The organism is Streptomyces yamdrokensis (assembly GCF_053890455.1).
This window is the reverse complement of record NZ_CM132679.1, coordinates 938776-965140: the sequence shown is the minus strand read 5'-3', so window position 1 is coordinate 965140 and position 26365 is coordinate 938776. Positions and strand designations below refer to the sequence as shown.

Annotated in this window: 25 protein-coding genes, 2 pseudogenes and 1 riboswitch; of the genes and pseudogenes, 10 read left to right on the top strand and 17 right to left on the bottom strand. The window is 71.7% G+C overall.

The window, feature by feature from the left end; genetic code table 11:
• Positions 1-129: 129 nt before the first annotated feature.
• Positions 130-597: an ATP-binding protein gene (locus ACWZEH_RS03740; protein ID WP_456195588.1), complete on the top strand. Its 468-nt coding sequence runs from the start codon at positions 130-132 to the stop codon at positions 595-597.
• Positions 598-686: 89 nt separating this feature from the next.
• Here ACWZEH_RS03740 and ACWZEH_RS03735 read toward each other — a convergent pair whose 3' ends face one another.
• From ACWZEH_RS03735 to ACWZEH_RS03725, 3 genes are all read right to left on the bottom strand, one after another.
• On the bottom strand, positions 687-1160 hold the full coding sequence (locus ACWZEH_RS03735) for a C40 family peptidase (RefSeq protein ID WP_456195587.1): 474 nt from the start codon (positions 1158-1160) through the stop codon (positions 687-689).
• 3 nt (positions 1161-1163) lie between these two features.
• A riboswitch (cyclic di-AMP (ydaO/yuaA leader) is annotated at positions 1164-1299 on the bottom strand.
• A 411-nt stretch (positions 1300-1710) separates the two neighbouring features.
• Complete coding sequence (locus ACWZEH_RS03730) at positions 1711-2019, bottom strand: hypothetical protein (RefSeq protein ID WP_456195585.1); 309 nt, start codon at positions 2017-2019, stop codon at positions 1711-1713.
• A 7-nt stretch (positions 2020-2026) separates the two neighbouring features.
• Complete coding sequence (locus ACWZEH_RS03725; RefSeq protein ID WP_456195583.1) at positions 2027-2662, bottom strand: ATP-dependent Clp protease proteolytic subunit; 636 nt, start codon at positions 2660-2662, stop codon at positions 2027-2029.
• A gap of 66 nt (positions 2663-2728) precedes the next feature.
• Between ACWZEH_RS03725 and ACWZEH_RS03720 the strand changes: the two genes are divergently transcribed.
• Positions 2729-3028 (top strand): type II toxin-antitoxin system Phd/YefM family antitoxin, encoded by a 300-nt coding sequence (locus ACWZEH_RS03720; RefSeq protein ID WP_456195582.1) that lies wholly within the window; start codon positions 2729-2731, stop codon positions 3026-3028.
• A gap of 89 nt (positions 3029-3117) precedes the next feature.
• On the opposite strand, the gene ACWZEH_RS03715 is transcribed toward ACWZEH_RS03720, so the two are convergent.
• Entirely contained in the window at positions 3118-3843 is a 726-nt protein-coding gene (locus tag ACWZEH_RS03715; protein ID WP_456195580.1) for a lysophospholipid acyltransferase family protein, read from the bottom strand.
• 273 nt (positions 3844-4116) lie between these two features.
• On the opposite strand from ACWZEH_RS03715, the gene ACWZEH_RS03710 reads away from it, so the two are divergent.
• Positions 4117-4575, top strand: a complete 459-nt coding sequence (locus ACWZEH_RS03710) for an RpiB/LacA/LacB family sugar-phosphate isomerase (RefSeq protein WP_456195578.1) — start codon at positions 4117-4119, stop codon at positions 4573-4575.
• 4 nt (positions 4576-4579) lie between these two features.
• Here the strand turns inward: ACWZEH_RS03710 and ACWZEH_RS03705 are convergent.
• Positions 4580-4717 (bottom strand): annotated as a pseudogene (locus ACWZEH_RS03705) (protein phosphatase); the annotation flags it as partial.
• Between the two features lie 18 nt (positions 4718-4735).
• Between ACWZEH_RS03705 and ACWZEH_RS03700 the strand changes: the two are divergent.
• A pseudogene (locus ACWZEH_RS03700) lies at positions 4736-5027 on the top strand (transposase); the annotation flags it as partial.
• Positions 5028-5075: 48 nt separating this feature from the next.
• On the opposite strand, the gene ACWZEH_RS03695 reads toward ACWZEH_RS03700, so the two are convergent.
• From ACWZEH_RS03695 to ACWZEH_RS03675, 5 genes are all read right to left on the bottom strand, one after another.
• Positions 5076-6356, bottom strand: coding sequence for an MFS transporter (locus ACWZEH_RS03695; RefSeq protein ID WP_456195576.1), 1281 nt, complete (start codon positions 6354-6356; stop codon positions 5076-5078).
• Positions 6357-7275: 919 nt separating this feature from the next.
• Entirely contained in the window at positions 7276-9759 is a 2484-nt protein-coding gene (locus tag ACWZEH_RS03690) for a SpoIIE family protein phosphatase (protein WP_456195574.1), read from the bottom strand.
• 130 nt (positions 9760-9889) lie between these two features.
• Positions 9890-11116: an ornithine--oxo-acid transaminase gene (rocD, locus tag ACWZEH_RS03685; protein ID WP_456195572.1), complete on the bottom strand. Its 1227-nt coding sequence runs from the start codon at positions 11114-11116 to the stop codon at positions 9890-9892.
• Positions 11113-11925, bottom strand: a complete 813-nt coding sequence (ddaH, locus tag ACWZEH_RS03680; protein ID WP_456195570.1) for a dimethylargininase — start codon at positions 11923-11925, stop codon at positions 11113-11115. Before ddaH ends, rocD begins: the two co-directional genes overlap by 4 nt.
• Before the next feature lie 164 nt (positions 11926-12089).
• Complete coding sequence (locus tag ACWZEH_RS03675) at positions 12090-12572, bottom strand: Lrp/AsnC family transcriptional regulator (RefSeq protein WP_055592719.1); 483 nt, start codon at positions 12570-12572, stop codon at positions 12090-12092.
• 101 nt (positions 12573-12673) lie between these two features.
• On the opposite strand from ACWZEH_RS03675, the gene ACWZEH_RS03670 reads away from it, so the two are divergent.
• Genes ACWZEH_RS03670 through ACWZEH_RS03655 form a run of 4 tightly spaced genes read left to right on the top strand, consistent with a single transcriptional unit; the run spans position 12674 to position 16744 of the window.
• Positions 12674-13444, top strand: coding sequence for a LytR/AlgR family response regulator transcription factor (locus tag ACWZEH_RS03670; protein WP_456195568.1), 771 nt, complete (start codon positions 12674-12676; stop codon positions 13442-13444).
• Between the two features lie 11 nt (positions 13445-13455).
• The gene (locus ACWZEH_RS03665) at positions 13456-13815 is read left to right on the top strand and encodes a hypothetical protein (protein WP_456195566.1); all 360 of its coding nucleotides are present in this window, start codon (positions 13456-13458) and stop codon (positions 13813-13815) included.
• A 14-nt stretch (positions 13816-13829) separates the two neighbouring features.
• Complete coding sequence (locus tag ACWZEH_RS03660; RefSeq protein ID WP_456195564.1) at positions 13830-15542, top strand: sodium/solute symporter; 1713 nt, start codon at positions 13830-13832, stop codon at positions 15540-15542.
• On the top strand, positions 15539-16744 hold the full coding sequence (locus tag ACWZEH_RS03655) for a sensor histidine kinase (RefSeq protein ID WP_456195562.1): 1206 nt from the start codon (positions 15539-15541) through the stop codon (positions 16742-16744). The genes ACWZEH_RS03660 and ACWZEH_RS03655 overlap by 4 nt, the downstream gene beginning before the upstream one ends.
• A 118-nt stretch (positions 16745-16862) precedes the next feature.
• On the opposite strand, the gene ACWZEH_RS03650 is transcribed toward ACWZEH_RS03655, so the two are convergent.
• From ACWZEH_RS03650 to ACWZEH_RS03625, 6 genes are all read right to left on the bottom strand, one after another.
• On the bottom strand, positions 16863-17039 hold the full coding sequence (locus tag ACWZEH_RS03650; protein ID WP_456195560.1) for a hypothetical protein: 177 nt from the start codon (positions 17037-17039) through the stop codon (positions 16863-16865).
• Positions 17040-17052: 13 nt separating this feature from the next.
• A complete protein-coding gene (locus tag ACWZEH_RS03645; RefSeq protein WP_456195558.1) occupies positions 17053-18939 on the bottom strand; it encodes a serine/threonine-protein kinase in 1887 nt (628 codons plus the stop codon).
• Positions 18940-19065: 126 nt separating this feature from the next.
• A complete protein-coding gene (locus ACWZEH_RS03640) occupies positions 19066-20016 on the bottom strand; it encodes a cytochrome c oxidase assembly protein (protein WP_456195556.1) in 951 nt (316 codons plus the stop codon).
• Between the two features lie 127 nt (positions 20017-20143).
• Positions 20144-21169 (bottom strand): 6-phosphofructokinase, encoded by a 1026-nt coding sequence (locus ACWZEH_RS03635; protein ID WP_456195554.1) that lies wholly within the window; start codon positions 21167-21169, stop codon positions 20144-20146.
• 197 nt (positions 21170-21366) lie between these two features.
• The gene (locus ACWZEH_RS03630) at positions 21367-22095 is read right to left on the bottom strand and encodes a type 1 glutamine amidotransferase (RefSeq protein ID WP_456195552.1); all 729 of its coding nucleotides are present in this window, start codon (positions 22093-22095) and stop codon (positions 21367-21369) included.
• A gap of 43 nt (positions 22096-22138) precedes the next feature.
• Positions 22139-23377 (bottom strand): Mur ligase family protein, encoded by a 1239-nt coding sequence (locus tag ACWZEH_RS03625; protein ID WP_383809457.1) that lies wholly within the window; start codon positions 23375-23377, stop codon positions 22139-22141.
• 148 nt (positions 23378-23525) lie between these two features.
• On the opposite strand from ACWZEH_RS03625, the gene def reads away from it, so the two are divergent.
• Positions 23526-24107, top strand: coding sequence for a peptide deformylase (gene def, locus ACWZEH_RS03620; RefSeq protein WP_456195550.1), 582 nt, complete (start codon positions 23526-23528; stop codon positions 24105-24107).
• 39 nt (positions 24108-24146) lie between these two features.
• Here def and ACWZEH_RS03615 read toward each other — a convergent pair whose 3' ends face one another.
• A complete protein-coding gene (locus tag ACWZEH_RS03615; RefSeq protein ID WP_456195549.1) occupies positions 24147-24788 on the bottom strand; it encodes a TetR/AcrR family transcriptional regulator in 642 nt (213 codons plus the stop codon).
• Positions 24789-24960: 172 nt separating this feature from the next.
• Between ACWZEH_RS03615 and ACWZEH_RS03610 the strand changes: the two genes are divergently transcribed.
• Positions 24961-26187: an acyl-CoA dehydrogenase family protein gene (locus tag ACWZEH_RS03610; protein WP_456195547.1), complete on the top strand. Its 1227-nt coding sequence runs from the start codon at positions 24961-24963 to the stop codon at positions 26185-26187.
• The last annotated feature ends 178 nt before the right edge of the window (positions 26188-26365 follow it).

The window sequence follows — 26365 nt, the reverse complement described above, 5'->3', positions numbered from 1 at the left end:
TATCTTGGCCGTATCGCCGCCGACAGTCTGTGGTGATGGCAGTCTGACGACGAAGCACCAGTGCGGGACCGTACTCGAATCAGCCGCTCCGTGTCGGACTGCGGTCCCGTGGAAAGGGACGACATCGCCATGGCAGACCATCTGGAAGCATCCATCACTCTGCCGAGCGATCCTGCCTCGGTCTCCGCGGCTCGCGCCCATGTGGTGGGCACGCTGGCGGAGTGGGGCATGCCGGAGGACACGGAAGTGTCCGACACGATCCGGCTGATCGTGTCCGAACTCGCGACCAACGCCGTGCAGCACACCCTGGGGCAGTCACCCACGTTCACCGTGGACATCGCCCTCGACCGCGACGACCAGCTGTGCATCGGTGTCACCGACAGCCACCCGAGGTTCCCCAAACGACTCCCCGCCGCGGTCCAGCAGGACAACGGCCGGGGGCTGGTCATCATCCGCTGGCTGACCGTGGAGTGCGGCGGCAGGATGAGGGTCCGCCCCACCGGAGAGGGTGGAAAGACCGTCTCCGTCGTCCTTCCGTGGACCGTCCCCGCCGAGCCGGTCACGGCGGTGGAGACGGCAGGACGGCAGGAGCCGTAGGGGCCCACGGCCGCATCGGTGTGCTCTCCGGGTGTCGTTCGGCGTGTCCGGCGGGGCGGCGGCAGGGGGGGTGCCGCCGCCCTCGCGGATCACTTCACCCGGCCGTACCAGACGCTGTGGGTCCAGATCTTCTGCAGGCGCACCACATCCCCGGTCTTCGGAGCGTGCCAGAGCTTGCCCTGGCCCGCGTAGATGCCCACGTGGTAGACGTTCTGGCCCGAATGGAAGAAGACCAGGTCCCCCGCCTTGCGGCTCGAGGCGGAGACGTGGCGGGTCTTGTTGTACTGCTGGGACGCAGTACGGGGCAGTGTCTTGCCCGCCTTCTTGAACGAGTAGAGGGTCAGTCCGGAGCAGTCGAAGCGGCTCGGTCCGGTGGCGCCCCAGTGGTAGGGCGCGCCCTTCTTGGACGCCGCGACCTGGAGGGCCTTGGTGGCCGTGGTCGCGGCCACTGCCTCCGGGGCGGTACCCGGGAGGACGATCGAGCCGCCCACGGCGGCGAGGGTGAGGGCCGAGGCCGTGCCGGCCCTGGCCATGAGAGACGGGACACGATTGAGCGCGGTCATGCGCAACCCTTCGTCAGCCGCCTGTGAAGGATGACCTGTCGGATTCGGGCTGGCGAAGTTGCCCGGCCGCACGAGTGCGGCTTCACCCCAAGGGCTGCTCGGCACGGGAGTCGAACTCCCGTTCCGGCGACCCGTCGTGCTCGGGTCCTCCACTCCTGCCGATCCACTCCTGTCGACCGGTCATCCGGGCGGCGGCAGGACTCGGCGTCCGCCCGGATCGCCCCGCCGCGGCGGCGGGGTCTTGTCGTCAGTGAGCGATCTTGGCAACTGCCGGTCCGAAATCCCAACTGAACCGGGGGTTTGTGTTGTTACTCACCACTCATCCGTTCGGGTGGACAGCCCCGCGTCCGGGCTGCCGTCCGGGGTGCCGAGGAGTCCCGGACCAGCACCGGAGTGGCCCGTTCCGGTGCGCGGCCACGCGTGGTGCGCAACCGTGACGGCCCGAAAAGAAGTGGTTCGTCTACGCCGGTTGGTGGTATCCCTTTTGGTCCGTTTCGGCTCAGGTGTGGACGTGTTGCCGACGCCGGCCGCGGTTGAACCGGTACGGGCGTCAACTGCCGGAGCCCGGCGGCAGTGTGACCCGGGCCGTGCGCCGGTCGCCGTCCAGTACCCGAAGGGCCCGGGCCAGCGTGGCGACGTGCAGCTCGGTCTCGCCGCGCCGGTGCATGACGGTCAGCGCGTCGCGCAGTGCGACGGCCTTGCCGACCAGTGCCTGTGCGGCGCGCAGCCCGCGGTAGGTGTCGCCGTCGCGGGCAGGGTTGATCCGGCCCAGCAGGTCGACGGCCTCGAGGTAGCGGTCGATCAACTCGGCCTCGGCGCGGGTCAGCGCGGGCAGCGGTGGCAGTTCGGGTGGCAGCATCGGCGGCTCACCTCGCGCCGGAGGTGGGGAGGTGGTCCTCGCGGTCGGTCAGGACCCGGTCCGCGAGGCCGTACTCCACCGCCGCCCGCGCGTCGAGGACGGTCTCCCGCTCGATGTCCGACCGTGCCTGCTCCGGGGTGCGGCGGGTGTGCCGGACCAGGATCTCCTCGATCCGGCCGCGGACCCGCGACAGTTCCTCCGCCTGGACGGCGAGATCGCTCGCGTCCCCCTCCACCGGCGCCGGCGGTACCGGCTGACGGAGCACCAGTCGCGCCCCCGGCAGGACATACCGCTTCCCCGGTGTCCCCGCGGCCAGCAGCAGCGCGGCCGTCCCGTCCGCCCGGCCCAGGCAGACCGTCTCCACCTCGCAGGTGACGAAGTTCAGGGTGTCGTAGACCGCCGACATGGCCTGGAAGGAGCCGCCGGGGGAGTTGACGTAGAGGGAGATGTCCCGGTCGGGGGCCCGGTGCTCCAGGTGCACGAACTGGGCGATCAGGTCGTTCGCGGAGGCCTCGTCGATCGGCGTCCCCAGGAGGACGATCCGCTCCTCCATCAGCTTCGCGTACGGATCCGTGGGCCGGTGCCCGGACACCGTGCGGTCGGTGAACCCGGGCAGGACATGGCGGGCGAGCGGTCGGGTCATGGGCCCCTCCTCATGGCGGCTATCTGTAAAAAATGTACAGGACGTACGTGACGTTATGATGGGGGCATGGCCTACGAGATTCCGGTGACGCAAGCGAGGGCTGAGCTCGCCGACCTGATCAACCGCGTGGTGTACGGCGGTGAGCGCGTCGTCGTGACCCGGCACGGAAAGCCCCTCGTCGCCCTCGTGTCCGCCGATGACCTGCGACGACTCGACCGGATCCAGGAGCTCGACGAGGGCCGGGAGTCCGCCGACGAGCAGGTGGTCAGCACGGTGGCCGGTGTCCACGGGGCGGCCGCGTCCGCTCCCCGCGGACAGCAGCGCTTCGGCATCGCCGCGGAACACCGCGGCACAGCCACGTCGTAGGAGACCCTGAGACCTGGGACCCGGCGGACGAACGGGGAGGGGCGGCCGGATGGCTCCGGCCGCCCCTCCCCGTTCGTCCGCCGGGCGGTTCAGCTCCGCGGCAGCCGCGGGAGCCGGCGCTTCTCCTGCGCCTTGCGCTCGGTCTCCTGCGCCTTGGCGACGGCCGCGTACTGGTCGACGTACTCCTGCCCGGACAGTGTAAGAATGGCGTACATGATCTCATCGGTGATGGCACGCAGGACCGCCCGCTCGTCCTCCATGCCTTCGTAGCGGGAGAAGTCGAGGGGCTTGCCGAAGCGGATCACCACGGGATGGATACGGGGGACGACCTTGCCGGGCGGCTGGGCCTCGAAGGTGCCGATCATCGCGCAGGGAACCACCGGGACACCGGCCGTGAGGGCCATCTTCGCGACCCCGACCTTGCCCTTGTACAGGCGTCCGTCGTGCGACCGCGTGCCCTCCGGGTAGATGCCGAGCAACTCCCCCTTGCCGAGCACTCCGAGGCCCTCCCGGATCGCGGCCTGGCCTGCGTCCTTGCCGGAGCGGTCGACCGGGATCTGGCCCGCACTGTGGAAGAAGAACGCCGTCAGCCGGCCCTTGATGCCCGGACCGGTGAAGTACTCGGCCTTGGCGAGGAACGTGATGCGCCGTTTGAGGATCGCGGGCATCAGGAAATGGTCCGAGAACGACAGATGGTTGCCGGCGACGATGCCGGCACCGGACGACGGCACATGTTCCAGGCCCTCTATTCGAGGCCGGAAGACCAGTCTCAGCAGCGGGCCCAGCAGTACATATTTCAGCAGGTAGTAGAACAAGGGGCGCGCTCCTCGACTCCGTCGGACGGGCCCAGCGGCGTGTTGCAGCAGGTCAACCGGCACGTCGTGGGGGTTGTCAGTGTAGGTCGGGGCGGGCCCGTCCGGCACCATGTGCGACAGGCCCGGGAGCAGGCCGGGAGCGGGCCGGAGGGGGCCCGCAGGCGGCTGAACGCCCTTCGGGACACGAGCCGGTGAGGACGCGTGCCGCCGCGGTTCCTGCCCGGCCCGCTTCACGGGCGGACTCCCCCGAGTGGCTCCGTTAAACTCCGTACCATGCGGATCTCCGTCTCCTCCGACATGGACGAACCCGTGGCCCGCGCCCTGCTCGCCGAACTGCGCGAGCGCGGCCACGAGGTGCGCGTGCACGGTGCCCTGAGCCCCGGGAGCGATGCGCGGTGGGCGTTCTGCTCCGAGGCCGCCGCCCGCGACGTCGCCGACGGGACCGCGGACCAGGCGGTGGTGTGCTGCTGGACCGGCACGGGCGCCTCGATCGCGGCCAACAAGGTTCCGGGTGTACGGGCGGCCCTGTGCACGGACGCCTACACGGCGGACGGCGCGCGCCGCTGGAACGACGCCAACGTGCTGGCGCTCGGGCTGCGGCTCACGTCCGAGCCGCAGCTGAGGGAGATCCTCGACGCCTGGTTCGCCCCGGTGTCCGGCCGGGACGAGGAGGACCGGCGCAACGTGGACCGGCTGACCCGGCTCGACGGCGCACGGCCCGCCACCGGCTGAACCGTCACAGCCGGACGACGATCAGCGCGGTGTCGTCGGTGGCGCCGGGCGGCAGCAGCTCCAGCGGCACGGTGTCCGCCGACGACTCCGGATCCCGCGTCCGGTGGCGGCGCAGCGACCCGGAGAGGCGGAACAGTCCGGTGATCGACGCCACCCCGCCGGCCGGACCGGGCATCCACGACGCAAGCCGGATCCGCTCTTCGCCGACCGCGGGTACGACCACGGCATCTACCACGACCAGGTCCGACAACGCCGCCGCCGTGCCGGCCGTCGCCCGCCGCGGCACCCTCCACGGCACAGGACCGGGCACCTACCGCTGGGGCGTCGAGCGCAGCTTCGCCCGGCTCCACGGTTTCGAACGCCTCCGCATCCGCTGGGAACGACGAGCAGACATCCGCGAAACCTTCCTCGGACTCGCCCGCTGCCTCATCACCCACCGACAGATCAACTCGTCGTGTCAGCCGTTGTCGAAGGTGGCGGTCGTAGGGCGGCGGCGCGTCCTACGGGGCCGGAAGCGCCCGCCCCAGGCGGGCGAGCGGGGACGAGGCCATCAGCACCGGGGAGAGCATCATGCCCGCGGCCGTCACCAGGAGGCTGGTGCGCGCCCCCCACTCCTCCGCGAGGAATCCGCCGAGCAGCGAGCCGAGTGGGGTCAGCCCCATGCCGACAAACGCGATCGTCGCGGCCGCGCGGCCTTGCATCCCGTCCGGAGTGACGGCCTGCCGGACAGTCATGACCGTGACATTCACCAACTGGCCGCCGGCCCCGAACACGAAGTTGACCGCAAGCAGCGCGGGAACCGTCGCCGCCAAGGAGCCGTGCAGCGCGGGTACACACAGGAACGCGCCGTCGCCGAGTGCCGCCGCGGCCACGAGTACCGGGCCGTACCCGAACCGGCTCGGCAGGCGGGCGGCCAGCACGGAGCCCAGGAGCGCGCCCGGCCCCGTCGCCGCGAGTGCCAGCCCGACAGCGGTACCCGACAGGTGCAGTTCCCGTGGCAGGAAGAGCAGATAGACGGTCATCACGGCCGCGAAGAAGAACTGGAAGGCGGCCGAGGCCAGGCACACAGCCCGCAGCGAGGTATCGCCGACGACGAAACGGAGGCCCTCATGGATACGCCGCCAGACCCGAGGGGGACGTTCCGGGCTCTTCGGGAGCGATTCGGTCCGGCGGATCCCCCGGATCGACAGGAACGACAACGCGAAGAACAGCGCGCTGGAGGCGGCAGCGATCGGCGCCGACAGCAGGGACACCAACGCACCGCCGAGGGCGGGACCGCCGATCTGGGCCGCGGACCGGCTGCCCTCGAGCGCGCTGTTGCCCCGCACCAACTGATCGCGTTGCACCAGCCGTACAACAGACGCCTGGTATGCCACGTCGAAGAACACGGACAGAGCCCCGACGGCGAAGGCGACCACGAACAGCGTCGGCAGGCCGAGCCAGCCGAGGAGGCCGGCCACGGCGGCGGTACCCAGTGCCAGGGTCCGCCCGACGTCCGTCAGCACCATCACCGTGCGGGCCCGCCACCTGTCCACCCACGCGCCGGCGAAGAGCGAGAGCAACAGGATCGGTGCCTGCCCCACCGCGCGCAGGACGCCCAACTGGCCGGCGCCGGCCTCGAGCGTCAGGACGGCGAAGAGCGGAAGAACAACCAGACTTGCGTGTTCGCCGAGCTGGGAGGCCGTCTGGCCCACCCAGAGTCTGCGGAAGTCGCCGTCCCGCCACAGACGTGACGGGACAGGCCGACCGGAATCGGACACAGCGGAGGAAGTGGAGGGCACGAGGATCCCTTGGACTGCCGACGACGAGGCCCGTCACCCGGCGCGCAACAGGTGCGCCGGCGATTCGGGTGGGAGAAGGCTCGCTGTGCCGCAACATCAAGGGCAGCACGCGATGACAGGCGGATCGGCCTACAACGTCAACGCGCGCTCGGACGACCGACCATGTCTGTAACTCCTCGTGGGTCGACTCGCTGCACCCGAACACTAGCCCTCGGCGGCCCGGCGCGAAAGGCGATTGAGGTCCGCGGCGGACAGCCAGGCCCCGGTTTTGGCCTCCCGCCGCACCTTTGGCCCGGCGGGACCACGAGGCTCCAGCGGGATACACACACCTCGCCGTCCCACCGCACGCGCTCAGCCGGAGTCAACACCGATCGACATCGCAGAACTCCGCCAGAAGGAGACCGCCCCACTCATCGCGAAGCGACTCCCTCGCCCGGTGGCAAGACCGCTGCCCGACACACCCACCCGTCTGACCCGTCCACGTACGCGGCCCGGCCCGCCACTCCCCACCCCGCGCAGGAACAGCCGGCGAACTTCCGCACCTGTCCCTCCAGGCCCCACCACCGTCCGAAGCCCACTGTGGGAAGACTTCGGTTCCGCTGAACTTCGGGCCCTGTCACCACCGGGGCTGAAACCCGGTGCACTGCGACTGGTCCAGGTAGCGCCACGGGGCCGTGGCGTCGCGCTCGCCGGTGGCCGCGACGCGCGGCAGCGAGGCGCGCAGGGTGCGCGCGCCGGGGGAGCCGGGGTGTCCGGGAAGACGTCGAACATGTAGCGGCCCGGCAGCGCCTCACTGCGCCTCCCGGTCCCTTCGGCGAGGGCCTCCTCGACGTCCGCGTACACGAGATCCGGGGTGAGGGCCGCCACCATCATGGGCAGGGTGAGGCGACCGTTCGGGAGACGTGCGATGCCGGCGGCGTCATTCGACGGGGAGGTCGTCCGGGTCGGTCAGCGGCATCTCGGCCCAGATGACCTTCCCGTCGGGAACGAATCGGGTACCCCACCGCTGGGCGAGCTGCGAGACCAGCAACAGCCCGCGCCCGCCCTCGTCCATGGCGCGGGGGTGCCGCAGATGGGGCGTGGTCGCCCCGCCGTCGAACACCTCGCAGACCAGCGCACGCTCCCGGATCAACCGCAGCCGGACGGGGCCGGCGGCGTGCCGGATGGCGTTGGTGACCAGTTCGCTGACCACCAGCTCCGCGGTGAAGACCAGCTCGTCCAGGCCCCAGCGGCCCAGCTGCCGGGTGGCCGTTTTGCGGGCCTCGGCCACCACGGCCGGATCCGCCGGCAGGTCCCAGACCGCCACCTGGCCGGCGTCCAGGAGCCGGGTACGGGCCAGCAGCATGGCCACGTCGTCGTACGGGCGGGCGGGTACCAAAGCGTCCACCACCGCCCGGCACCGTTGGTCCAGGGAATCCGGAGCCTCTTGCAGCGCCTGCCGCAGCCGCTCCCGGCCGGGGTCGGCGTCCCCGGTTCCGTTCCCGTCGGGGAAACCGGCCAGCAGACCGTCGGTGTGCAGGACGACCGTGCTGCCCTCGGTCAGGCTCAGCTCCACCGCCTCGAACGGCGGACCGCCCACGCCGAGCGCAGGCCCCGCCGGCAGTTCCACGAAGCCCACCGAGCCGTCGGGCGCCACCAGGACGGGCGCGGGATGGCCCGCGGCGGCCATCGCGCACCGCCCGTCGACCGGGTCGTAGACGATGTACAGGCAACCGGATCCCACGGACTGGCCGTAGGACGCCGCAGGCTCGGTCTCCCCCTCGCACGCCGACTGCGACACCAGGTCGTCCAGATGCCCCAGCACCTCCTCGGGGGGCAGATCCAGCGCGGCCAGGGTTCGTACGGCGGTCCGCAGCCGGCCCATCGCGGCGGCGGCGTCGATACCGTGTCCGGGGACCTCGCCGACGACGAGGGCGACGCGGGCACCCGACAGCGGGATCAGGTCGTACCAGTCGCCGCCCAGACCGGTCAGTTCGTCGGCCGGGCGGTAGCACGCGGCCACCTCGACGGCGTCCTGCTCCGGGAGCCGGTGGGGCAGCAGGCTGCGCTGCAGCACGAGTGCCGCGTTCCGCTCCCTGGTGTAGCGCCGGGCGTTGTCCACACAGACGGCGGCGCGCGAGACGAGGTCCTCGGCGAGGTTCGTGTCGTCCTTGCTGAAGGGGTCCCGGCGGCGCCGGAAGAACACGGTGACGCCCAGGGTGACACCCCGGGCGCGGATCGGCACGATCATCACACTCTGCAGCCCCAGCTCCAGGAACGTGGGCGCCCGGCTGCCGGGCCTGCTCTCGATCCACCCCGGGGCGAGCGGGTCGAGCTGCTCCTGACGCCAGGCCCTGCCCGTGGTCAGGCAGCGGAGCGGCGGTGTACCGGGCAGATAGGAGACCGGCGCGCCGATGTCCCGGACCGTGCGCGGCAGATCCTCGTACACGGACCGGTGGCCCGCGCGGAGCAGCGGCACCCCGTCCGTCTCCGCGAGCGGTCCCGGCGGGAGCTCGGCGCCCCGCAGCACCGTCTCCAGAAGGTCCACGGTCACGAAGTCCGCGAGATCCGGGACGGCGACGTCGGCCAGCTCCTGCGCGGTGTGCATGACGTCCAGAGTGCGGCCGATGTGCCGGCCGGCCCGGTCGAGCAGCGCGAGGCGCCGGCGCGCGCGGTGCCGGTCGGTGATGTCGACGACGCTGTAGCAGACGCCCATCGGGTGGCCCCGGTCGTCGTCGAGCCGGGTGAACGACAGCATGTGCGCGGTCTCCCGCAGCGGCGCCGAACGGGCCTGGCCGACGTGTTCGAAGCCGACCACCGGCTCGCCGGTCTCCAGGACGTGACGCATCCGCGCCTCGACGGCCTCGGCGTCCAGTCCGGGCTGGACATCGGCGAACCGCAGCCCCAGCCGCCGTTGCGCGGGGCCGCCGCCGAACTGCTCGAGCGCGGTGTTCGACCACACGAACCGCAGGTCCGTGTCCACGATCGCGAGCCCGATCGCCGATCCGGCGACCATCTGCTCCAGCATCGCGCGGCTCATGTCCCAGCCGGAGGAGCCGGCCAGCTCCGACAGCAGTACCAGCAGGGACGAGCGGCCCCGCGGCTCCACGGTCCGCAGCACCCTGACCATGACGGGGACCGCGTGTCCGTCCCGGTGCCGGGCCGTCATCAGGCCGGCCCAGCCGTCGTCGGTCAGGCAGCGCCCGACCAGGTCCGGCACCCGCTCGGCATCCTCGGCGGTCAGCAGATCGGACAGCTTCCCGCCCACCGCCTCGGCCGCCGTGTACCCCAGCAGCCGCTCGGCCGGTCCGGTCCAGTTCGTCACCACGCCCTGCGGATCGAGCACCAGGGGAGCGGCGTCGGCCACGTCGAACCCCTGCCTGGCAACGTCCTGCTCCCCGTGTCCACTCGCGTGTCCGCCCACGGCCGACCTCTCTGTCGCTGACAGTGGTCTACCACCTCTTGTCCCCATCTTCACCCGGGAACCGGGCAGCGGGCTTCCCGGGCGAGGCGGGGACCGGCGAGAACGGCCGGACGGCAACGGGCCGGCCGGGTCAGCCGCCCTGACCCAGCACCTTCCCCAGTGTCCCCAGGGCGTCCTGGAGTTCCTCGCGCCGGACGGTGAGCGGCGGGGCCAGCCGGATGGTGGACCCGTGGGTGTCCTTGACCAGGATTCCCTCCCGCATCAGCCGCTCACTGATCTCACGGCCGGTGCCGAGCGCCGGGTCGACGTCGACACCCGCCCACAGCCCGCGCGAGCGGAAACCGACGACGCCCCGGCCGACCAGCGACTCCAGCCCGCCGCGCAGTACCACGCCCAGTTCCGCCGCCCGGCGCTGGAACTCGCCCGTCTCCAGCAGTTCCACCACCGCCGTACCGACGGCCGCGGCCAGCGGATTGCCGCCGAACGTCGAGCCGTGCTCCCCGGGGTGCAGCACCCCGAGCACCTCGCGCCGGGCCACCACCGCCGACACCGGGACGATGCCGCCGCCCAGCGCCTTGCCGAGCAGCACCATGTCCGGGACGACCGACTCGTGGTCCACGGCCAGCGTGTGCCCCGTACGGCCGAGCCCCGACTGGATCTCGTCCGCGACGAACAGGCACCCCGCGCGGCGCGTCAGCTCCCGCACGCCCGCCAGATAGCCGTCGTCGGGGATGTTCACCCCCGCCTCGCCCTGGATCGGCTCGATCAGCACCGCGGCAGTCGTCCCGTCGACCGCCTCCTCCATCGCCGCCAGGTCGTTGTAGGGGACGGCCCGGAAGCCCGGGGTGAAGGGCCCGAAGCCGGCGCGGGCGGTCTCGTCCGTCGAGAAGCCGACGATGGTCGTCGTCCGGCCGTGGAAGTTGTCGGCGGCGACCACGATCGTCGCCTCGCCGGCCGGGACGCCCTTCACGTCGTAGGCCCACTTGCGGGCCACCTTCACCGCGCTCTCCACCGCCTCCGCACCGGTGTTCATGGGCAGCACCATGTCCAGCCCGGTCAGCGCGGCCAGCCGTTCGGCGAACTCGGCGAGCCGGTCGTTGTGAAAGGCGCGCGAGGTCAGCGTGAGCCGGTCCAGCTGGCAGTGCGCCGCCTCGGTCAGCGCGGGGTGCCGGTGGCCGAAGTTGAGTGCCGAGTAGCCGGCCAGCATGTCGAGGTAGCGGCGGCCCTCCACGTCCTCCACCCACGCGCCCCGAGCGCGGGCGACGACCACGGGCAACGGGTGGTAGTTGTGCGCGAGCACCGGCTCCTCCGCACCGATCAGCGCGGCGGACGAACGGGTACGGGCGGCAGAGGTCATGAGCGGATCTCCTGAGTGCAGCACTTGATCCCGCCGCCTGCCTTGTGGAACTCGGACAGGTCGACGGGAACGGGAACGTAGCCGCGGTCGGCGAGCCGCGCGGCGAGGGACGCCGCCCCCGGTGAGACGAACACATGACGTCCGTCGGAGACGGAGTTCAGGCCGAAGGCCATCGCGTCCTCACGGGTCGCCGTCACCGCGTCGGGATACAGCCGGGCCAGCACCTCGCGGCTCCCCGGCGAGAAGGCCTCCGGGTAGTACGCGATGTTCTCCTCGTCCAGTGCGAACAGCGCCGTGTCCAGGTGGTAGAAGTACGGATCGACCAGCGTCAGGCCGATCACGGGCATCCCGAAGAACTCCTGCGCCTCGTGATGCGCCTCGCGGGTGGTGCGGAAACCGGTGCCGGCGAGGATCCAGCGCCCGGCGGGCACCAGGTCGCCCTCGCCCTCGCACACCGACTCGGGACGGTGGACGTCGAAGCCCTCCGCCTTGAACCAGGTCTCGTACGGTTCGGATTCGGGGCGCCGCTCGGGCGACACGAACAGGGAGCCGAGGACACGGCCCCCGACGACGACCGCCGCGTTCGCGGCGAACACCATGTCGGGCAGGCCGGGTACCGGTTGCACGCTCTCCACGGTATGACCGTGGGCGCGGTAGACGTCGACCAGCGCGCGCCACTGCCGCTGGGCCAGGGCGAGGTCGACGGGACGGTCGGGACGCATCCAGGGGTTGATCGCGTACCGTACGGCGAAGTGTCCGGGGTCGCAGACGAGGTAGCGCCGTCGGGACGGCACACGGGTATCGGTCACAGAGGGGTGCCTCCGCTTCCACGCGGTGTCATCAGGGGTGTGTCCACGGTAGAAAGCGACCGGACCGGGCGACAAGGAACATGAGATGCGCGCTCACGCAGTAATGCTGCGTGTTCCCCCCGTTCTGCGCACGCCTGCTGCGCCTCGCGCGGAACCCGTGGGCGCTACGGAGCCGGCTGGCTCGCACCCGCCTCCGGACTCTCCGGGATCAGATGGGAGAGCACCATCACGCTGATCGTCTTGCGGATGAACGGCTCCGCACGGATCCGCTCCAGCACCTCCTCGAAGTGCTCCACGTCCCGCGCCCGCAGATGCAGCAGCGCGTCGGCACCGCCGGTCACCGTCATCGCCGCGGCGATCTCCGGATGGTTGCGCACCACCTCCGCCAGCCGCCGGGGCGGCGCCGCCCCCTCGCAGTACACCTCGACGTAGGCCTCCGTGCGCCAGCCCAGCGCCGACGGCCGTACCGTCGCCGTGAACCCGGTGATCACCCCCGTCTCGCGCAGACGGTCCACCCGGCGCTTGACCGCCGTCGACGACAGGCCGACCGCCGCGCCGATCTCGGCGAAGGACGTCCGGGCATTCGCCATCAGAGCGGTGACGATCTGTCGGTCCAGCTCGTCGAACGGTGCCGGCCTGCTGCTCATACCCGCACTGTAACCAGCACCGGCAGGCCCCCGCCGTCCAACGGGAAAGCCCACGTCCGGGCCATGTCCAGACGTGAAAATCCCCCCTAGACTCCACCTTCATGCTGCGCGCCCTCGCCGTCGACGACGAACGCCCCTCGCTGGAGGAACTGCTCTACCTGCTGCACGCCGATCCCCGCATCGGCAGTGCCGAGGGCGCCGGCGACGCGACCGGGGCGCTGCGCCGCATCAACCGCGCGCTGGAGTCGGGGCCCGACGGACCCGAGGCCATCGACGTCGTCTTCCTCGACATCCAGATGCCCGGCCTCGACGGACTCGACCTCGCCCGGCTGCTCGGCGGCTTCGCCCGGCCGCCGCTGGTCGTGTTCGTCACCGCGCACGAGGACTTCGCCGTGCAGGCGTTCGACCTCAAGGCCGTCGACTACGTCCTCAAGCCCGTCCGCACGGAGCGGCTGGCCGAAGCGGTCCGCCGCGTCGTCGAACTGCGCGCCGCCGAACAGCGCGACAGCACCCCGCGCATCCCCGTGCACGAACCCGACCCGGACCACATAGCCGTCGAACTCGGCGGCGTGACCCGCTTCGTCGTGGTCGACGACATCACGCACGTGGAGGCCCAGGGCGACTACGCCCGCCTGCACACCGACCGCGGCAGTCACCTCGTCCGCATACCGCTGTCCACCCTGGAGGAACGCTGGCGTTCACGCGGCTTCGTCCGCATCCACCGCCGCCATCTCGTCGCCCTGCGCCACATCGGGGAACTCCGCCTCGGTACGGGCACCGTGAGCGTCCTGATCGGCTCCGAGGAGCTCCAGGTCAGCCGGCGGCACTCCCGTGAACTGCGGGACCTGCTGATGCGCCGGACCACGGGCTGAGGGGAGAAGGCATGCCCCAGGACCCGACCGAACGCCGGGTGGTCGTCACCGGCCCGCCCCGCCGCACCCGCCGCTCCTCCGGTTACTACCGCCCGCGCACCGAGATCGACGAGCAGACCACCCTCGGCCACACCTACGTCCGTTCCCTGATGCGCATCCAGCTGCGCACCGGACTCACCGTGTTCGCGGTCCTCGTCCTGCTCGTCGGCCCGCTCCCGCTGGTCTTCGCGGCCGCTCCGGACGCCCGCAGGCTGGAGTGGGCGGTACTCGGCTTCGGGCTCTACCCGCCACTGGTCCTGCTCGCCCGCTGGTACGTACGCCGCGCCGAACGCAACGAACGCGACTTCGTACGGCTCGTCGAGGACCGCTGAGGAAACCCAGGCACGTGAACTCCAGTTACGCCGTACCCGCCGTGGCCCTCGTCGTCCTGGCGACCATCCTCGTCGGCGCCTTCGGCCTGCGCATCTCCCGCACCACCTCCGACTTCTACGTCGCCTCCCGCACGGTCGGCCCCCGCCTGAACGCGGCCGCCATCAGCGGCGAGTACCTCTCCGCCGCGTCCTTCCTCGGCATCGCGGGCCTGGTCCTGGTCCAGGGCCCCGACATGCTCTGGTACCCGGTCGGCTACACCGCCGGCTATCTGGTCCTGCTGTTGTTCGTCGCCGCACCGCTGCGCCGCTCCGGCGCCTACACACTGCCCGACTTCGCCGAGGCCCGCCTCGCCTCGCACGCCGTGCGGCGGCTCGCGGGCGCCTTCGTCGTCGGCGTCGGCTGGCTGTACCTGCTGCCCCAGCTCCAGGGCGCGGGGCTCACCCTGACCGTGCTGACCGGCGCCCCCGACTGGCTCGGCGGAGTGATCGTCGCCGTAGTGGTCACCGTCATCGTCGCCGCCGGAGGCATGCGCAGCATCACCTTCGTGCAGGCCTTCCAGTACTGGCTCAAGCTCACCGCCCTGCTCGTGCCCGTCCTGTTCCTGGTCCTCGCCTGGCAGAGCGACGGGGCGCCCAGCCACGCCTTCGACGAGCCCGCCACCTTCCGCGAACGGCGTGTCGTCCGCGTCGACGACACCGTGGACCTGAGGATCGTCGACCCGCTGGCCGTCACCGTGGACGGCACCGTCGACGGCCGCGAACACGACGGCACCGAGGTCGACCTGAGCGCCGGCACCCATCGCATCGACGGCGGTACCCGGCTGACCTTCGCCGAGGGGGCCGAGGTCCCGGCCGCGGGACGCGGCGCCGACGACGCCCTGACGCCCTCCCGCGCCGAGTCCCGCGAGGAACGCCCGCTGTACGCCACGTACGGGCTGATCCTCGCCACCTTCTTCGGCACGATGGGCCTGCCGCACGTGGTGGTCCGCTACTACACCAGCCCGCACGGTGTCGCCGCCCGTCGTACCACCGTCGCCGTTCTCGGCCTGATCGGCGCCTTCTACCTGCTGCCTCCGGTCTACGGAGCCCTCGGCCGCCTGTACGCCCCCGAGCTGACCCTCACCGGTGACGCGGACGCCGCCGTGCTCCTGCTGCCCGGCCGCATGTTCGGGGGAGTGGGCGGCGACCTGCTCGGCGCGCTGGTCGCCGGGGGAGCCTTCGCCGCGTTCCTGTCCACGGCCTCCGGGCTGACCATGGCCGTGGCCGGCGTGATCACCCAGGACGTCCTGCCCTCGCGCGGCGTACGGCACTTCAGGCTCGGCACGGTCCTCGCCATGGCCGTCCCGCTCCTGGCCAGCTTCCTGGTGGGCGGGCTGCCGGTGGCCGACGCCGTGGGGCTCGCCTTCGCCGTGTCGGCCTCCTCGTTCTGCCCGCTGCTCGTCCTCGGTATCTGGTGGCGCCGGCTCACCCCGCCGGGTGCGGCGGCCGGCATGCTGGTCGGCGGCGGCTCCGCCTTCCTCGCCGTCGCCGCGACCATGGCCGGCTATCCGGGCCGGGGCGCATGGCACGCACTGCTCGCCTGGCCCGCCCTGTGGTCGGTGCCGGTGGGCTTCCTCACCATGATCCTGGTCTCCCTGGCCACCTCCGGCCGGGTGCCGCCCGGCACGGCGGCGGTGCTCGCCCGGTTCCACCTGCCGGAGGAGCTACGGACGGAGGTGTCCAAGTGAGCGGATTCCTGGCGGGCCTGTGCGTCGCCGTTTTGCCCCTGCTGGCCGCCGGCTTCTGGCTCGGCCGGCGTACCGCACGGTCGCCCGGCCTCGCCGGCCTCGGAACCCCCGTCGAGCACGCCACCTTCGAGACCCTGCACACCGCTTCCCTGGCCACGCCCCCGCTCCGCGCCGGACTGACCGAGGAGACCGCAGGCCGGTCCGCCCGCAAACTGCGCTCCCTGCTCGGCACCGACGCCCTGTGCCTCACCGACCGCGAACAGGTCCTCGTCTGGGACGGCGCCGGCGCCCATCACCGCACCGAGATCATGGAGCGCCTGGCCGGCCCCCTCGAGTCCGGACGCGGCGAGGCCTTTCCGCTCACCTGCGACACCCCCGACTGCGCGGTGCGCTGGGCCGTCGTCGCCCCGCTCACCGTCGACGACCGGGTCCACGGCGCGCTCGTCGCCTGCGCGCCCCGCGAGTCCGCGGTCCTGGTCCGGGCCGCCGCGGAGGTCGCCCGCTGGGTCTCCGTCCAGCTCGAACTCGCCGATCTCGACCAGTCCCGCACCCGCCTCATCGAGGCCGAGATCAGAGCGCTGCGGGCGCAGATATCCCCGCACTTCATTTTCAACTCACTCGCCGTGATCGCCTCGTTCGTGCGTACGGACCCCGAGCGGGCCCGTGAGCTGCTGCTGGAGTTCGCCGACTTCACCCGCTACTCGTTCCGCCGGCACGGTGACTTCACCACCCTCGCCGACGAGCTCCACGCCATCGACCACTACCTGGCGCTGGTGCGGGCCCGCTTCGGCGACCGCCTCTCCGTCACGCTGCAGATCGCCCCCGAGGTGCTCCCGGTCGCCCTGCCCTTCCTCTGCCTGCAGCCCCTGGTCGAGAACGCCGTCAAGCACGGCCTCGAGGGCAAGGCCGACAAGTGCCACATCCACATCACCGCGCAGGACACCGGCGCCGAAGCCCTCGTCGTGATCGAGGACGACGGCGCCGGAATGGACCCCGGCCTGCTGCGTCGCATCCTCGCCCGCGAGGTCGACCACACGGGCGGCATCGGCCTGTCCAACGTCGACGACCGGCTCCGCCAGGTGTACGGCGACGACTACGGCCTCGTCATCGAGACCGCGGTCGGCGCGGGCATGAGAGTCACCGTCCGGCTGCCGAAGTACCAGCCGGGCGTGCACCTGGCGGGCCGGCTCACACCGAAGTGAGCCGGCCCGCCGGGCAGGGGCTTTCGTCCGGATCAGGCCGGACCCCGCGGGGTCCGGCCTGATCCGGACGAAAGCCCCTGGGTACCGAGGGAGGCTTGGCCAGGGCCTGTCCGGCGGCTCAGGCGCTGGGTGTGGTGACCATGGCGAGGGTGATCAGCCCCAGGACGACCCAGCCGAACCACAGCCATCCGTTGCTGCCGAGCGCCACCGTGTAGGCCGTCACGGCGACGAGCCCGCCGACGGTGAGTACTCCCATGGTCTTCGTCGAGGTGGAACCGTTGCTGGAACCGGGCATCGCGACACCCTCCTCATGGTTCGGTTCCCTCCATGGTGCCCCCGTTCCGCCGCTTTACCGTGCACACGACGACATGCAGGCCCGTGTCCCAGGACAGCTCACCGGTCCACGACCCGGTTTCGTGGACGGACGGGTCGAAGCCGTAGTCACGCGGTGGCACGTCACGGGCGCAGGCCGTGTCCGACAGGGTGCGTGCCTCGGTGAGCGTGACGTCCTCGCCCAGTCGGGTGAACCCGAGGACCTGTTCCTCGTACCGGCCACCGCACGGCACCAGCAGGGCCCGACGCCCCGGGCGCGTGTCCAGGCAGTCCCTGCGCTGCATCGGCACGGTGTCCGCGAACGCCGTGCCGAACGGGCGACGGTCGCCGAGCGGCCCGTACACGGGTCCCCGCGCCCCCAGGACCAGACAGGCGGTGCGCCGCCCGGTCTCCTCGAAACCGTCCGGGACGGGTACGACAGCGAGAGGGCGTACCGAGGCCATACGCCCGCGGAACTCCCGCGTCGCCTCCTCGCACCGGGCCGGACCCAGCTCCCGCGCCTCCTCGGCGGAGGGGGCCCCGACGAACCCCACGACCTGTCCGTCGACCTCCCGGCCCGCCGCGCCCGCACAGGCCGGTTCGACGCTGAGCCGGGGCACGCCGGTGAACCGGCGGTCGCCGGGCCAGACGGCGCGCACGCAGTCACCCCGCTCGAGCGGCTCGGCGAGCCCCACGGCATCCCCGTACGGCGCCGTCGCCCTCCCGCCGTCAGTCCGGTCGGCCAGCGCGTACCAGGCACCGCCCAGGGCCAGCACCACGCCGAGCCCGACGGCGCCGGCCGTTCGCAGGACGGGGTGACGCGGACGCTGGTGTGCGGGTGCGGGTGCGGGTGCGGGTGCCGTGCGTCCCGTTGGTCCCGCAGGCGCTGTACGTCCCGCAGCATCCGCATCCTCAGCGGCTTCCGTGGGCGCTGTGGTGCCCGCGAGCAGGGCCGGTGTGGCCCAGGGCGGCTGGGAGCCAAGGTCGGTGGGCGGCCGGGCGCACGACTCCGACCCGGGCGTGACGAGCCGCGACAGCTCCGCCTCCAGCATCCGTGCGGACGTCCGCCGCCGGGGGTCCTTCTCGAGCAGGCCCCGCAGCACCGGCTCCAGGGCACCCGCCCGCACCGGCCGGCGCGGCTCCTCCGCGACGACCGCCGCGATCGACGCGAGCGGTGACTCCCGCTCGAAGGGGCCGCGCCCCTCGACGCCGTGGTACAGCGTGCAGCCCAGGGAGAACAGGTCGGCGGCCGGCGTCGCCGGACTCCCGGTGGCGCGCTCGGGCGCCAGCCAGCCCGAGGTGCCGACCACCCCGGACGCCATGGTGTACCGCGTCTCACCGGTGTCCGGCTGCCCGGAGATGCCGTAGTCGGTGAGCAGGACCCGCCCGTACGGCGCGCCGGTGCGGTCCGGGGCGAGCAGGATGTTCGCCGGTCTCACGTCCCGGTGCAGCACGCCCCGCTCGTGACCGGTGGCCAGCGCGTCCAGGACGGCCAGCCCGATCCGGGCGCACTCGGCGGGAGCGAGCGCGCCGCGCCGGGCGACCAGCTCCCGCAGGTCGACGGCGCCCGCCACGTACTCCATGACGATCCACGGCAGGCCCTCGTGCTCCATGACGTCGTGCACGGTCACCACATGCGGGTGATCACGCAGACCGGCCGCGTGCCGGGCCTTCGCGCGGGCGCGGGCGGCCCTGGTCTCCCGCTCCTGGCCGGACTCGGCCGGATCGTGGAAGACGATCTCCTTGAGGGCGACCTCACAGGTGAGTCTCCGGTCATGGGCCAGCCAGACATGCCCCATACCGCCCCGGCCCAGCCGGTGCAGCAGCACATAACGGCCGGCGACGACCCGGCCCGCTCCCGACGACGACGCGCGCAGTGCCATGACCGCTTTCCCCCCCGTCGGCCCGTTCCTGGCGGCTCATGCTACTGAACGGTGGCACCTCTCAGGTGAATCGGGGAGAAAGTGAGCGACAGGGAGAGAAGAGGAGGAAAAGTGACCGAAAGGGGTTCATTTCCCGGTGGTGTGCAAGGAGGCCAGATAGGCGTTGTACGCCTCGAGTTCCTTGTCCCCGTCGCGGTCCGCGGCCCGGTCGGTGCGCTTGGCCTGCCGCTGGTCCGAGGCGTACCACTGGAACAGCAGCGCGATCAGCACCAGCACGGACGGGACCTCGCTGAACGCCCAGGCGATACCGCCGGCCGCGTTCTGGTCGGACAGCGCGTCGACGCCCAGGGAGCCCGGAGGGTTCTGGAAGCTCGTCACCATTGGCGTGGACGCCATCATCAGCGCGATGCCGAAGAACGCGTGGAACGGCATGCCCGCGAACAGTTCCAGCATCCGCATCAGATGGCCCGGCCGGTGCGGGCCCGGATCCACACCCATGATCGGCCAGAAGAACACCAGACCGACCGCGAGGAAGTGCACCATCATCGCGATGTGCCCCACCTGGGAGCCCATCAGGAAGTCGAACAGAGGGGTGAAGTACAGCCCGTACAGGCTCGCGATGAACATCGGGATGGTGAACACCGGGTGGGTGACGACCCGCATGTAGCGGCTGTGCAGCAGCATCAGCAGCAGTTCGCGCGGCCCCTTGCTGCCGCGGGCGGCCGGCGGCAGGGCGCGCAGTGCCAGTGTGATCGGGGCGCCGAGCAGGAGCAGGATGGGCGACACCATGCTGATGACCATGTGCTGCACCATGTGCACGCTGAACATGACCATGCCGTAGTCGTTCAGCCCGGTGCACATCATGAGGCCGATGCTCAGCACGCCGAGGACGAACGACACGGTCCGTCCCACCGGCCACTTGTCGCCGCGCCGTGTCAGGCGCACGACCGCCCAGCCGTACAGCGCCAGTCCCAGCAGACAGGCGACGAGGAAGAAGGGGTCCGCCGACCAGGCGAGCCCTCGCCCCAGCGTGAACGGCGGCAGATCCATGGTCATGCCGTGCCCGCCGTGATCCATCCGCCGGCTCCGTTTCGTGGGGATTGTGCGCCGTCTGTCCGCACCAGACTAGAACCGCCCCCGGCCGCGGCTGCGGCCGGGGGCGGCTTCGCCCGACGGCTGCCGGAACGCCGACGGGCGGCAGGTGCTACAGGACACACTCCGACTCGGCGTAGCGGTCCTCGGGCACCGTCTTCAGCGTCTCGACGGCCTCGGCCAGCGACACCGTCACGATGTCCGTCCCGCGCAGCGCGGTCATCCGTCCGAACTCCCCGCGGTGCACGGCCTGAACGGCGTGCCAGCCGAACCGGGTGGCCAGCACCCTGTCGTACGCGGTCGGGGTCCCGCCGCGCTGGGTGTGTCCGAGGATCACCGGGCGTGCCTCCTTGCCGAGCCGCGCCTCCAGTTCGACGGAGAGCTGCCGCGCGATCCCGGCGAACCGCTCATGGCCGTAGACGTCCTTGTCGCCCTCGTCGAAGTCCATGCCTCCGGCCCGCGGCTTGGCGCCCTCCGCGGCGACCACGATGGCGAACCGCTTGCCCGCCGAGAACCGCGCGCCGACCTTCGCGGTCAGCTCCTCGATGTCGAAGGGCCGCTCCGGCACGACGATCGCGTGCGCGCCGGCCGCCATGCCGGAGTGCAGGGCGATCCAGCCGGTGTGACGGCCCATGACCTCCACGATGAGCACCCGCTGGTGGGACTCGGCGGTCGTCTTCAGCCGGTCCAGTGCCTCGGTCGCCACACCGACGGCCGTGTCGAAACCGAAGGTGACGTCGGTGACGGCGATGTCGTTGTCGATGGTCTTCGGCACGCCCACTATCGGCAGGCCGTTGTCCGACAGCAGCCGGGCCGCCTTCAGGGTGCCCTCACCGCCGATCGGGATGATCGCGTCGAGGCCGAGCTCCTGGACGTGTCCCTTGGCCCGTGCCACCCCGTCCCGCAGGTGCTCGGGACGTACCCGGGAGGAGCCGAGGATGGTGCCGCCGAGGGAGAGGATGCCGCCCACCGCGTCGAGGTCGAGCTTGAGGTAGTCGCCCTCCAGGAGGCCCTTCCAGCCGTCCCGGAAGCCGATGACCTCGTCGCCGTGGTCGACGACGGCACGGTGCACGACGGAGCGGATGACGGCGTTCAGGCCGGGGCAGTCGCCGCCGGACGTGAGGACACCAATACGCATAGCCCGAAACAACCTTCTAGCCGTGGGCCTGGACCGGACCGCGTCGTCCGGCTCGATCCCCGCCACCCTAGCGGCACCGGGGCGTGGGACCGAAGGACGCGTCCGCCTGCTGGACGACCGCGCTCACCTGTGCGGACCAGCCGTCAGACGGGCCGGGAGCGCCGGCCCGTCCGAAGGGGCCCAGGGGGCCGCAGGGCCTACGCGGGCTGCTGCGAGGCCGCGATGCGCTCGCCCCGCAGCGCCTCGTACCAGTGGTCGTCGGTCGGCGGCAGCGCGTTGACGTCGAGCGCCAGCTTCAGCATCAGGTCCGCGATCTGCGGGTTGCGGGCCAGCACCGGGCCGTGCATGTACGTGCCGAACACGGTGTCGTTGTAGGCGCCCTCGGTGCCGTCCCCCGTGCCGTTGCCGTTGCCGAAACGCACACGGGCGAGCGGGCGGGCCGTCGGACCGAGGTGGGTGACGCCCTGGTGGTTCTCGAAACCGGTCAGCGGCGGCAGCCCCAGCGGCGGGTCGATGTCGCCCAGCACGTCGCCGACGCACCGCGCGCCCTCGCCGCGCACCGAGACGACGTCGAGCAGGCCGAGGCCGGGCTCCCGCTGGCCGAGGTCGTTGATGAACTCGTGGCCGAGGATCTGGTAGCCGGCGCACACGGAGAACACGATCGCGCCGTTGCCCACCGCCCGGTGCAGGCCGCCGTCCCGGCGCAGCCGCTCGGCCGCGAGCCGCTGCGGACGGTCCTCGCCGCCGCCGATCAGGTAGATGTCGCCGGACGTCGGGATCGGCTGGTCGCTGCGCACGTCGAGCCGGGACACGTCGAGGCCGCGCTGCCGGGCCCGGCGCTCCACGACGAGCACATTGCCCTGGTCGCCGTAGGTGCTCAGCAGGTCGGGGTAGATCCATACGATCCGCAGACCGTTGTCGCTCATGAAGTCACTGTCCTTGAGAGTACGGCGCGATGCGTCGCCGGCGTCAGTTGCCGACGCGGCGGCGCAGGTCCTGGAACGCGGTGTAGTTGGCGATGACCTCGATCCGGCCGGGCGGGCACTGCTGGAGCGCCTGGTCGAGGTCCTCGCAGACCTGGAACTGCTGGTTCGCCACCTCGAGCCGCACCGCGAGGTCCAGCTTCCGGTCGCCGAGGACGACGATCGGGTGGCCGGTCAGCCGGGTGTAGTCGACGTCCCACAGCCAGGAGGTGTCGGTGCCGTCGGCGGAGCGGGCGTTCACCGACAGGATCACCGGGGTGGGCGGCGGGTCGATGAGGGAGAACGTCTCCAGCCAGCCCGCGGGGTTCTTGGCGAGCAGCAGCCGCAGGTCGCGGCCTTGGTGCTGGACGACGTCGTACCGGCCGGCGACGGCCTGCACCTGGTACATGCGCTCCAGGGCGACCTGCGGGGGTACTCCGAACACCGCGGCGACGGCCGCGGAACTCGCGGCGTTGGCCTTGTTGGCGCGGCCCGGCAGCTGGAGGTGGATCGGCCAGGCGGAGCCGTGCGGGTCGAGGACGTGGTCGCCGGAGAGCGCCCAGCTCGGGGTGGGCCGGCGGAAGCCGCACTCGCCGCAGAACCAGTCGTCGCCGGGGCGCTGCATCACGCCGCCACAGGACGGGCAGGACCAGGCGTCGTCCTTCCACATCTGGCCCGCGGCGACCCAGATCACGTTGGGGGAGGAGGACGCGGCCCACACGACCAGCGGGTCGTCGCAGTTGGCGACGACGACCGCCTTGGAGCCGGCCAGGCCCTCGCGCCAGTTCTCCGCGAGCATCCGGGTCTCGCCGGCCCGGTCGAGCTGGTCGCGGGAGAGATTGAGCAGGGCGATGCACTTGGGGTCGGTGTCGCGGGCGACGCCGGCGAGGTACTTCTCGTCGACCTCGATGACGCCGAACTTCGACTCCGAGCCCCCCGCGAGCGCCGAGGTGATGCCCGCGGGCATGTTGGCGCCGAGGGCGTTGGACACGACCGGTCCGGCGGCCCGCAGGGCCTCCGCGATGAGCCGGGTGGTGGTGGTCTTGCCGTTGGTCGCCGACACCAGGATGCAGTCCAGGTTCTGGGCGAGCCGGGCGAGGAGATCGGGGTCGAGTTTGAGCGCGACCCGGCCACCGATCACCGAACCGCTGCCGCGTCCCGCGGCGCGTGATGCCGCTGCGACCGCCTTGCCGGCGGTCACGGCCAGCTTGGCCCGCGGCGTGAGCGGGTCCGAGTTGCCTGCCATCAAGTCTCGATCCTCCTTGCGTACGCGCCGCGCCTGTGGCTGACGGCCACGTGGTGTGAACCTCAGCCTATCGAGATCCATTCGCACTCCAGAACCACGTCGCCACCCAGGGGACGGGAGTTGCTGCCAGGACCGTACTCTGACCGCCATGCGAGACGGTTCCATTCCCGGTGTCCACGGTCGTGTCCGGCCCCTCACGCTGCTCGGCGACCCGGTGCTGCACGCGCCCTGCGAGGAGGTGACCGACTTCGGCCCGGAACTGGCCCGCCTCGTGGAGGACTTGTTCGCGACGATGTACGCCGCACGGGGTGTGGGCCTGGCCGCCAACCAGGTGGGTGTGCCGCTGCGGGTGTTCGTGTACGACTGCCCGGACGACGAGGACGTCCGCCATCTGGGACATGTGGTCAACCCGCGGCTGGTCGAGACGGACGGCGTGGTGGTGCGCGGCCCGGAGGGCTGTCTGTCGCTGCCGGGCCTGGAAGCCGGGACGGAACGCCACGACCACGCGGTCGTCGAGGGCCGCACGGTGACCGGGGAGCCGGTCACCGTGCACGGCACGGGTTTCTTCGCCCGGTGCCTGCAGCACGAGTGCGACCACCTGGAGGGCCGCGTCTACGCCGACCGCCTGACCGGCTGGCGCCGGCGCAGACTCACCCGTCAGGTGCGGCGGGCCTCCTGGAGCGGGCGGGGCCGAGGGAAACGAGCGGAGCAGGCGGAAAGAGAAGGGTGAAGGGGGAGTGCCCTTCGGGGCGGGCGGCAGGGCCGGGGCTCAGAATCCGGGCCCGCCGGCCCGGTCGCCCGCCGCCGCCAGCCGGCCCCACAGCAGGTCGGCCAGGCTGCGCACCAGCTCGGCCCGGGAGCACGGCCGTTCGCCGAGCCACCAGTCGCCGGCCGCGTGCATCATGCCGACGATCCCGTGCCCCCACACGCGGGCCAGTTGCCGGCTGCCGGGGCCGAGGTCCAGTCGCTCCTCGATGACCTGGGCCAGTTCCTCACCCATGCGTCGCAGCAGCGGCGCCGAGTGCCTGCCGACGTCGAAGCCCTGGTCGCCGGGTGAACCCTCCGCCGGGTGCATCAGGAACCGGTACACCTGGGGGCGCAGCTCGATCGCCGCGAGATAGGTGTCCAGGGTGTTCTCGACCCGCTCCCGCCGGTCCGCCGGGGCGTCCAGTGCTGCCCGCAGCGAGGCCAGCAGGGCGTCGGTGTGCCGCTGGGCGAGGGCGGCGTACAGTCCTCCCTTGTCGCCGAAGTGCCGGTAGAGGATCGGTTTGGTGATGCCCGCCTCGGCGGCGATCGCGTTCATCGAGGCGTGCGGGCCGTCGCGCAGCACCACCCGGTCGGCTGCCTCCAGCAGCTCGCGCCGGCGGCGGTCGGCGGACCTCTGCTGATCGGTCCGCTGTGTGGTGTCCATGATCTCTCCCCACCCCTGCTGATTCGGTGACGCCTTCGCAAACTAACACTGACGGTGTGACCTGCGGCGGACGGGATGTCGGGAGGTCCGGGGGAGTTGACTTTTCCTACTTGCCGGTAACAGACTCTGGTTACCGCAAGTAACACGCACGTGCGTCGCCGCTGGAGGGGACATGGCCGAGTTCACCATGGAGCTCAACGACGAACAGAAGGAAGTCCGGGACTGGCTCCACGGCTTCGCCGCCGATGTGATCCGCCCCGCGGCCGCGGAGTGGGACGAGCGCGAGGAGACCCCCTGGCCGGTCATCCAGGAGGCGGCCAAGGTCGGCATCTACTCGCTCGACTTCTACGCCCAGCAGTACTTCGACGCCACCGGCCTCGGCATCCCCATGACGATGGAGGAACTGTTCTGGGGTGACGCGGGCATCGCCCTGTCCATCGTCGGCACCGGCCTCGCGGCCGTCGGCGTCCTCGCCAACGGCACCGAGGAACAGATCGGCACCTGGATCCCCCAGATGTACGGCGACGCCAATGACGTCAAGGTCGCCGCCTTCTGCTCCTCCGAGCCCGACGCCGGCTCCGACGTCGCCTCCCTGCGCACGCGTGCCGTGTACGACGAGGCCAAGGACGAGTGGGTGATCAACGGCACCAAGACCTGGGCGACCAACGGCGGCATCGCCAACGTCCACGTCGTCGTCGCGGTCGTCGACCCGGAGCTCGGCTCCAAGGGCCACGCCTCGTTCATCATCCCGCCGGACACCCCCGGCTGCTCCCAGGGCCAGAAGTTCAAGAAGCACGGCATCCGCGCCTCGCACACCGCCGAGGTGGTCCTGGACGACGTCCGCGTGCCCGGCTCCTGCCTGCTCGGCGGCAAGGAGAAGCTCGACGAGCGCCTCGCCCGCGCCCGGGAGCGTGCCAGGCAGGGGGGTGAGCGGGTGAAGAACGCCGCGATGGCCACCTTCGAGGCGTCCCGCCCCGCGGTCGGAGCCATGGCGGTCGGCACCGCCCGCGCCGCCTACGAGGTCGCCCTGGAGTACGCGCAGACCCGTGAGCAGTTCGGTCGTCCGATCATCGACAACCAGGGCGTCGCCTTCCAGCTGGCCGACATGCGCACCCAGATCGACGCCGCACGCCTCCTGGTGTGGCGTGCCTCCTGGATGGCCGTGAACGGCAAGCCGTTCACGGCGGCCGAGGGCTCGATGTCCAAGCTGTACGCCAGCGAGACCGCCAAGACGGTCACCGCCCAGGCGATACAGATCCTCGGCGGCAACGGCTATACGCGCGAGTACCCGGTGGAGCGCATGCACCGCGACGCCGCGATCTACACGATCTTCGAGGGCACGAGCGAGATCCAGCGCCTGGTCATCGCCCGCACCCTGTCGGGCATGCCCATTCGTTAGGTACGGACGCGAGAGGCCGAGGGCGGGAGCGAGGGCGGCCCGGCGGCGTGGCTCACGTCCCGGGCTGCCGTGTCGTCGGGCTGCCGGGCCCGGACCGTCGGGCGCCGTGTCGTTTCGGGTGACGTCCGCCCGGCTCCTGGGGGACCATGGTGGGGGAGCCGGGCGCCCCACGGACCGG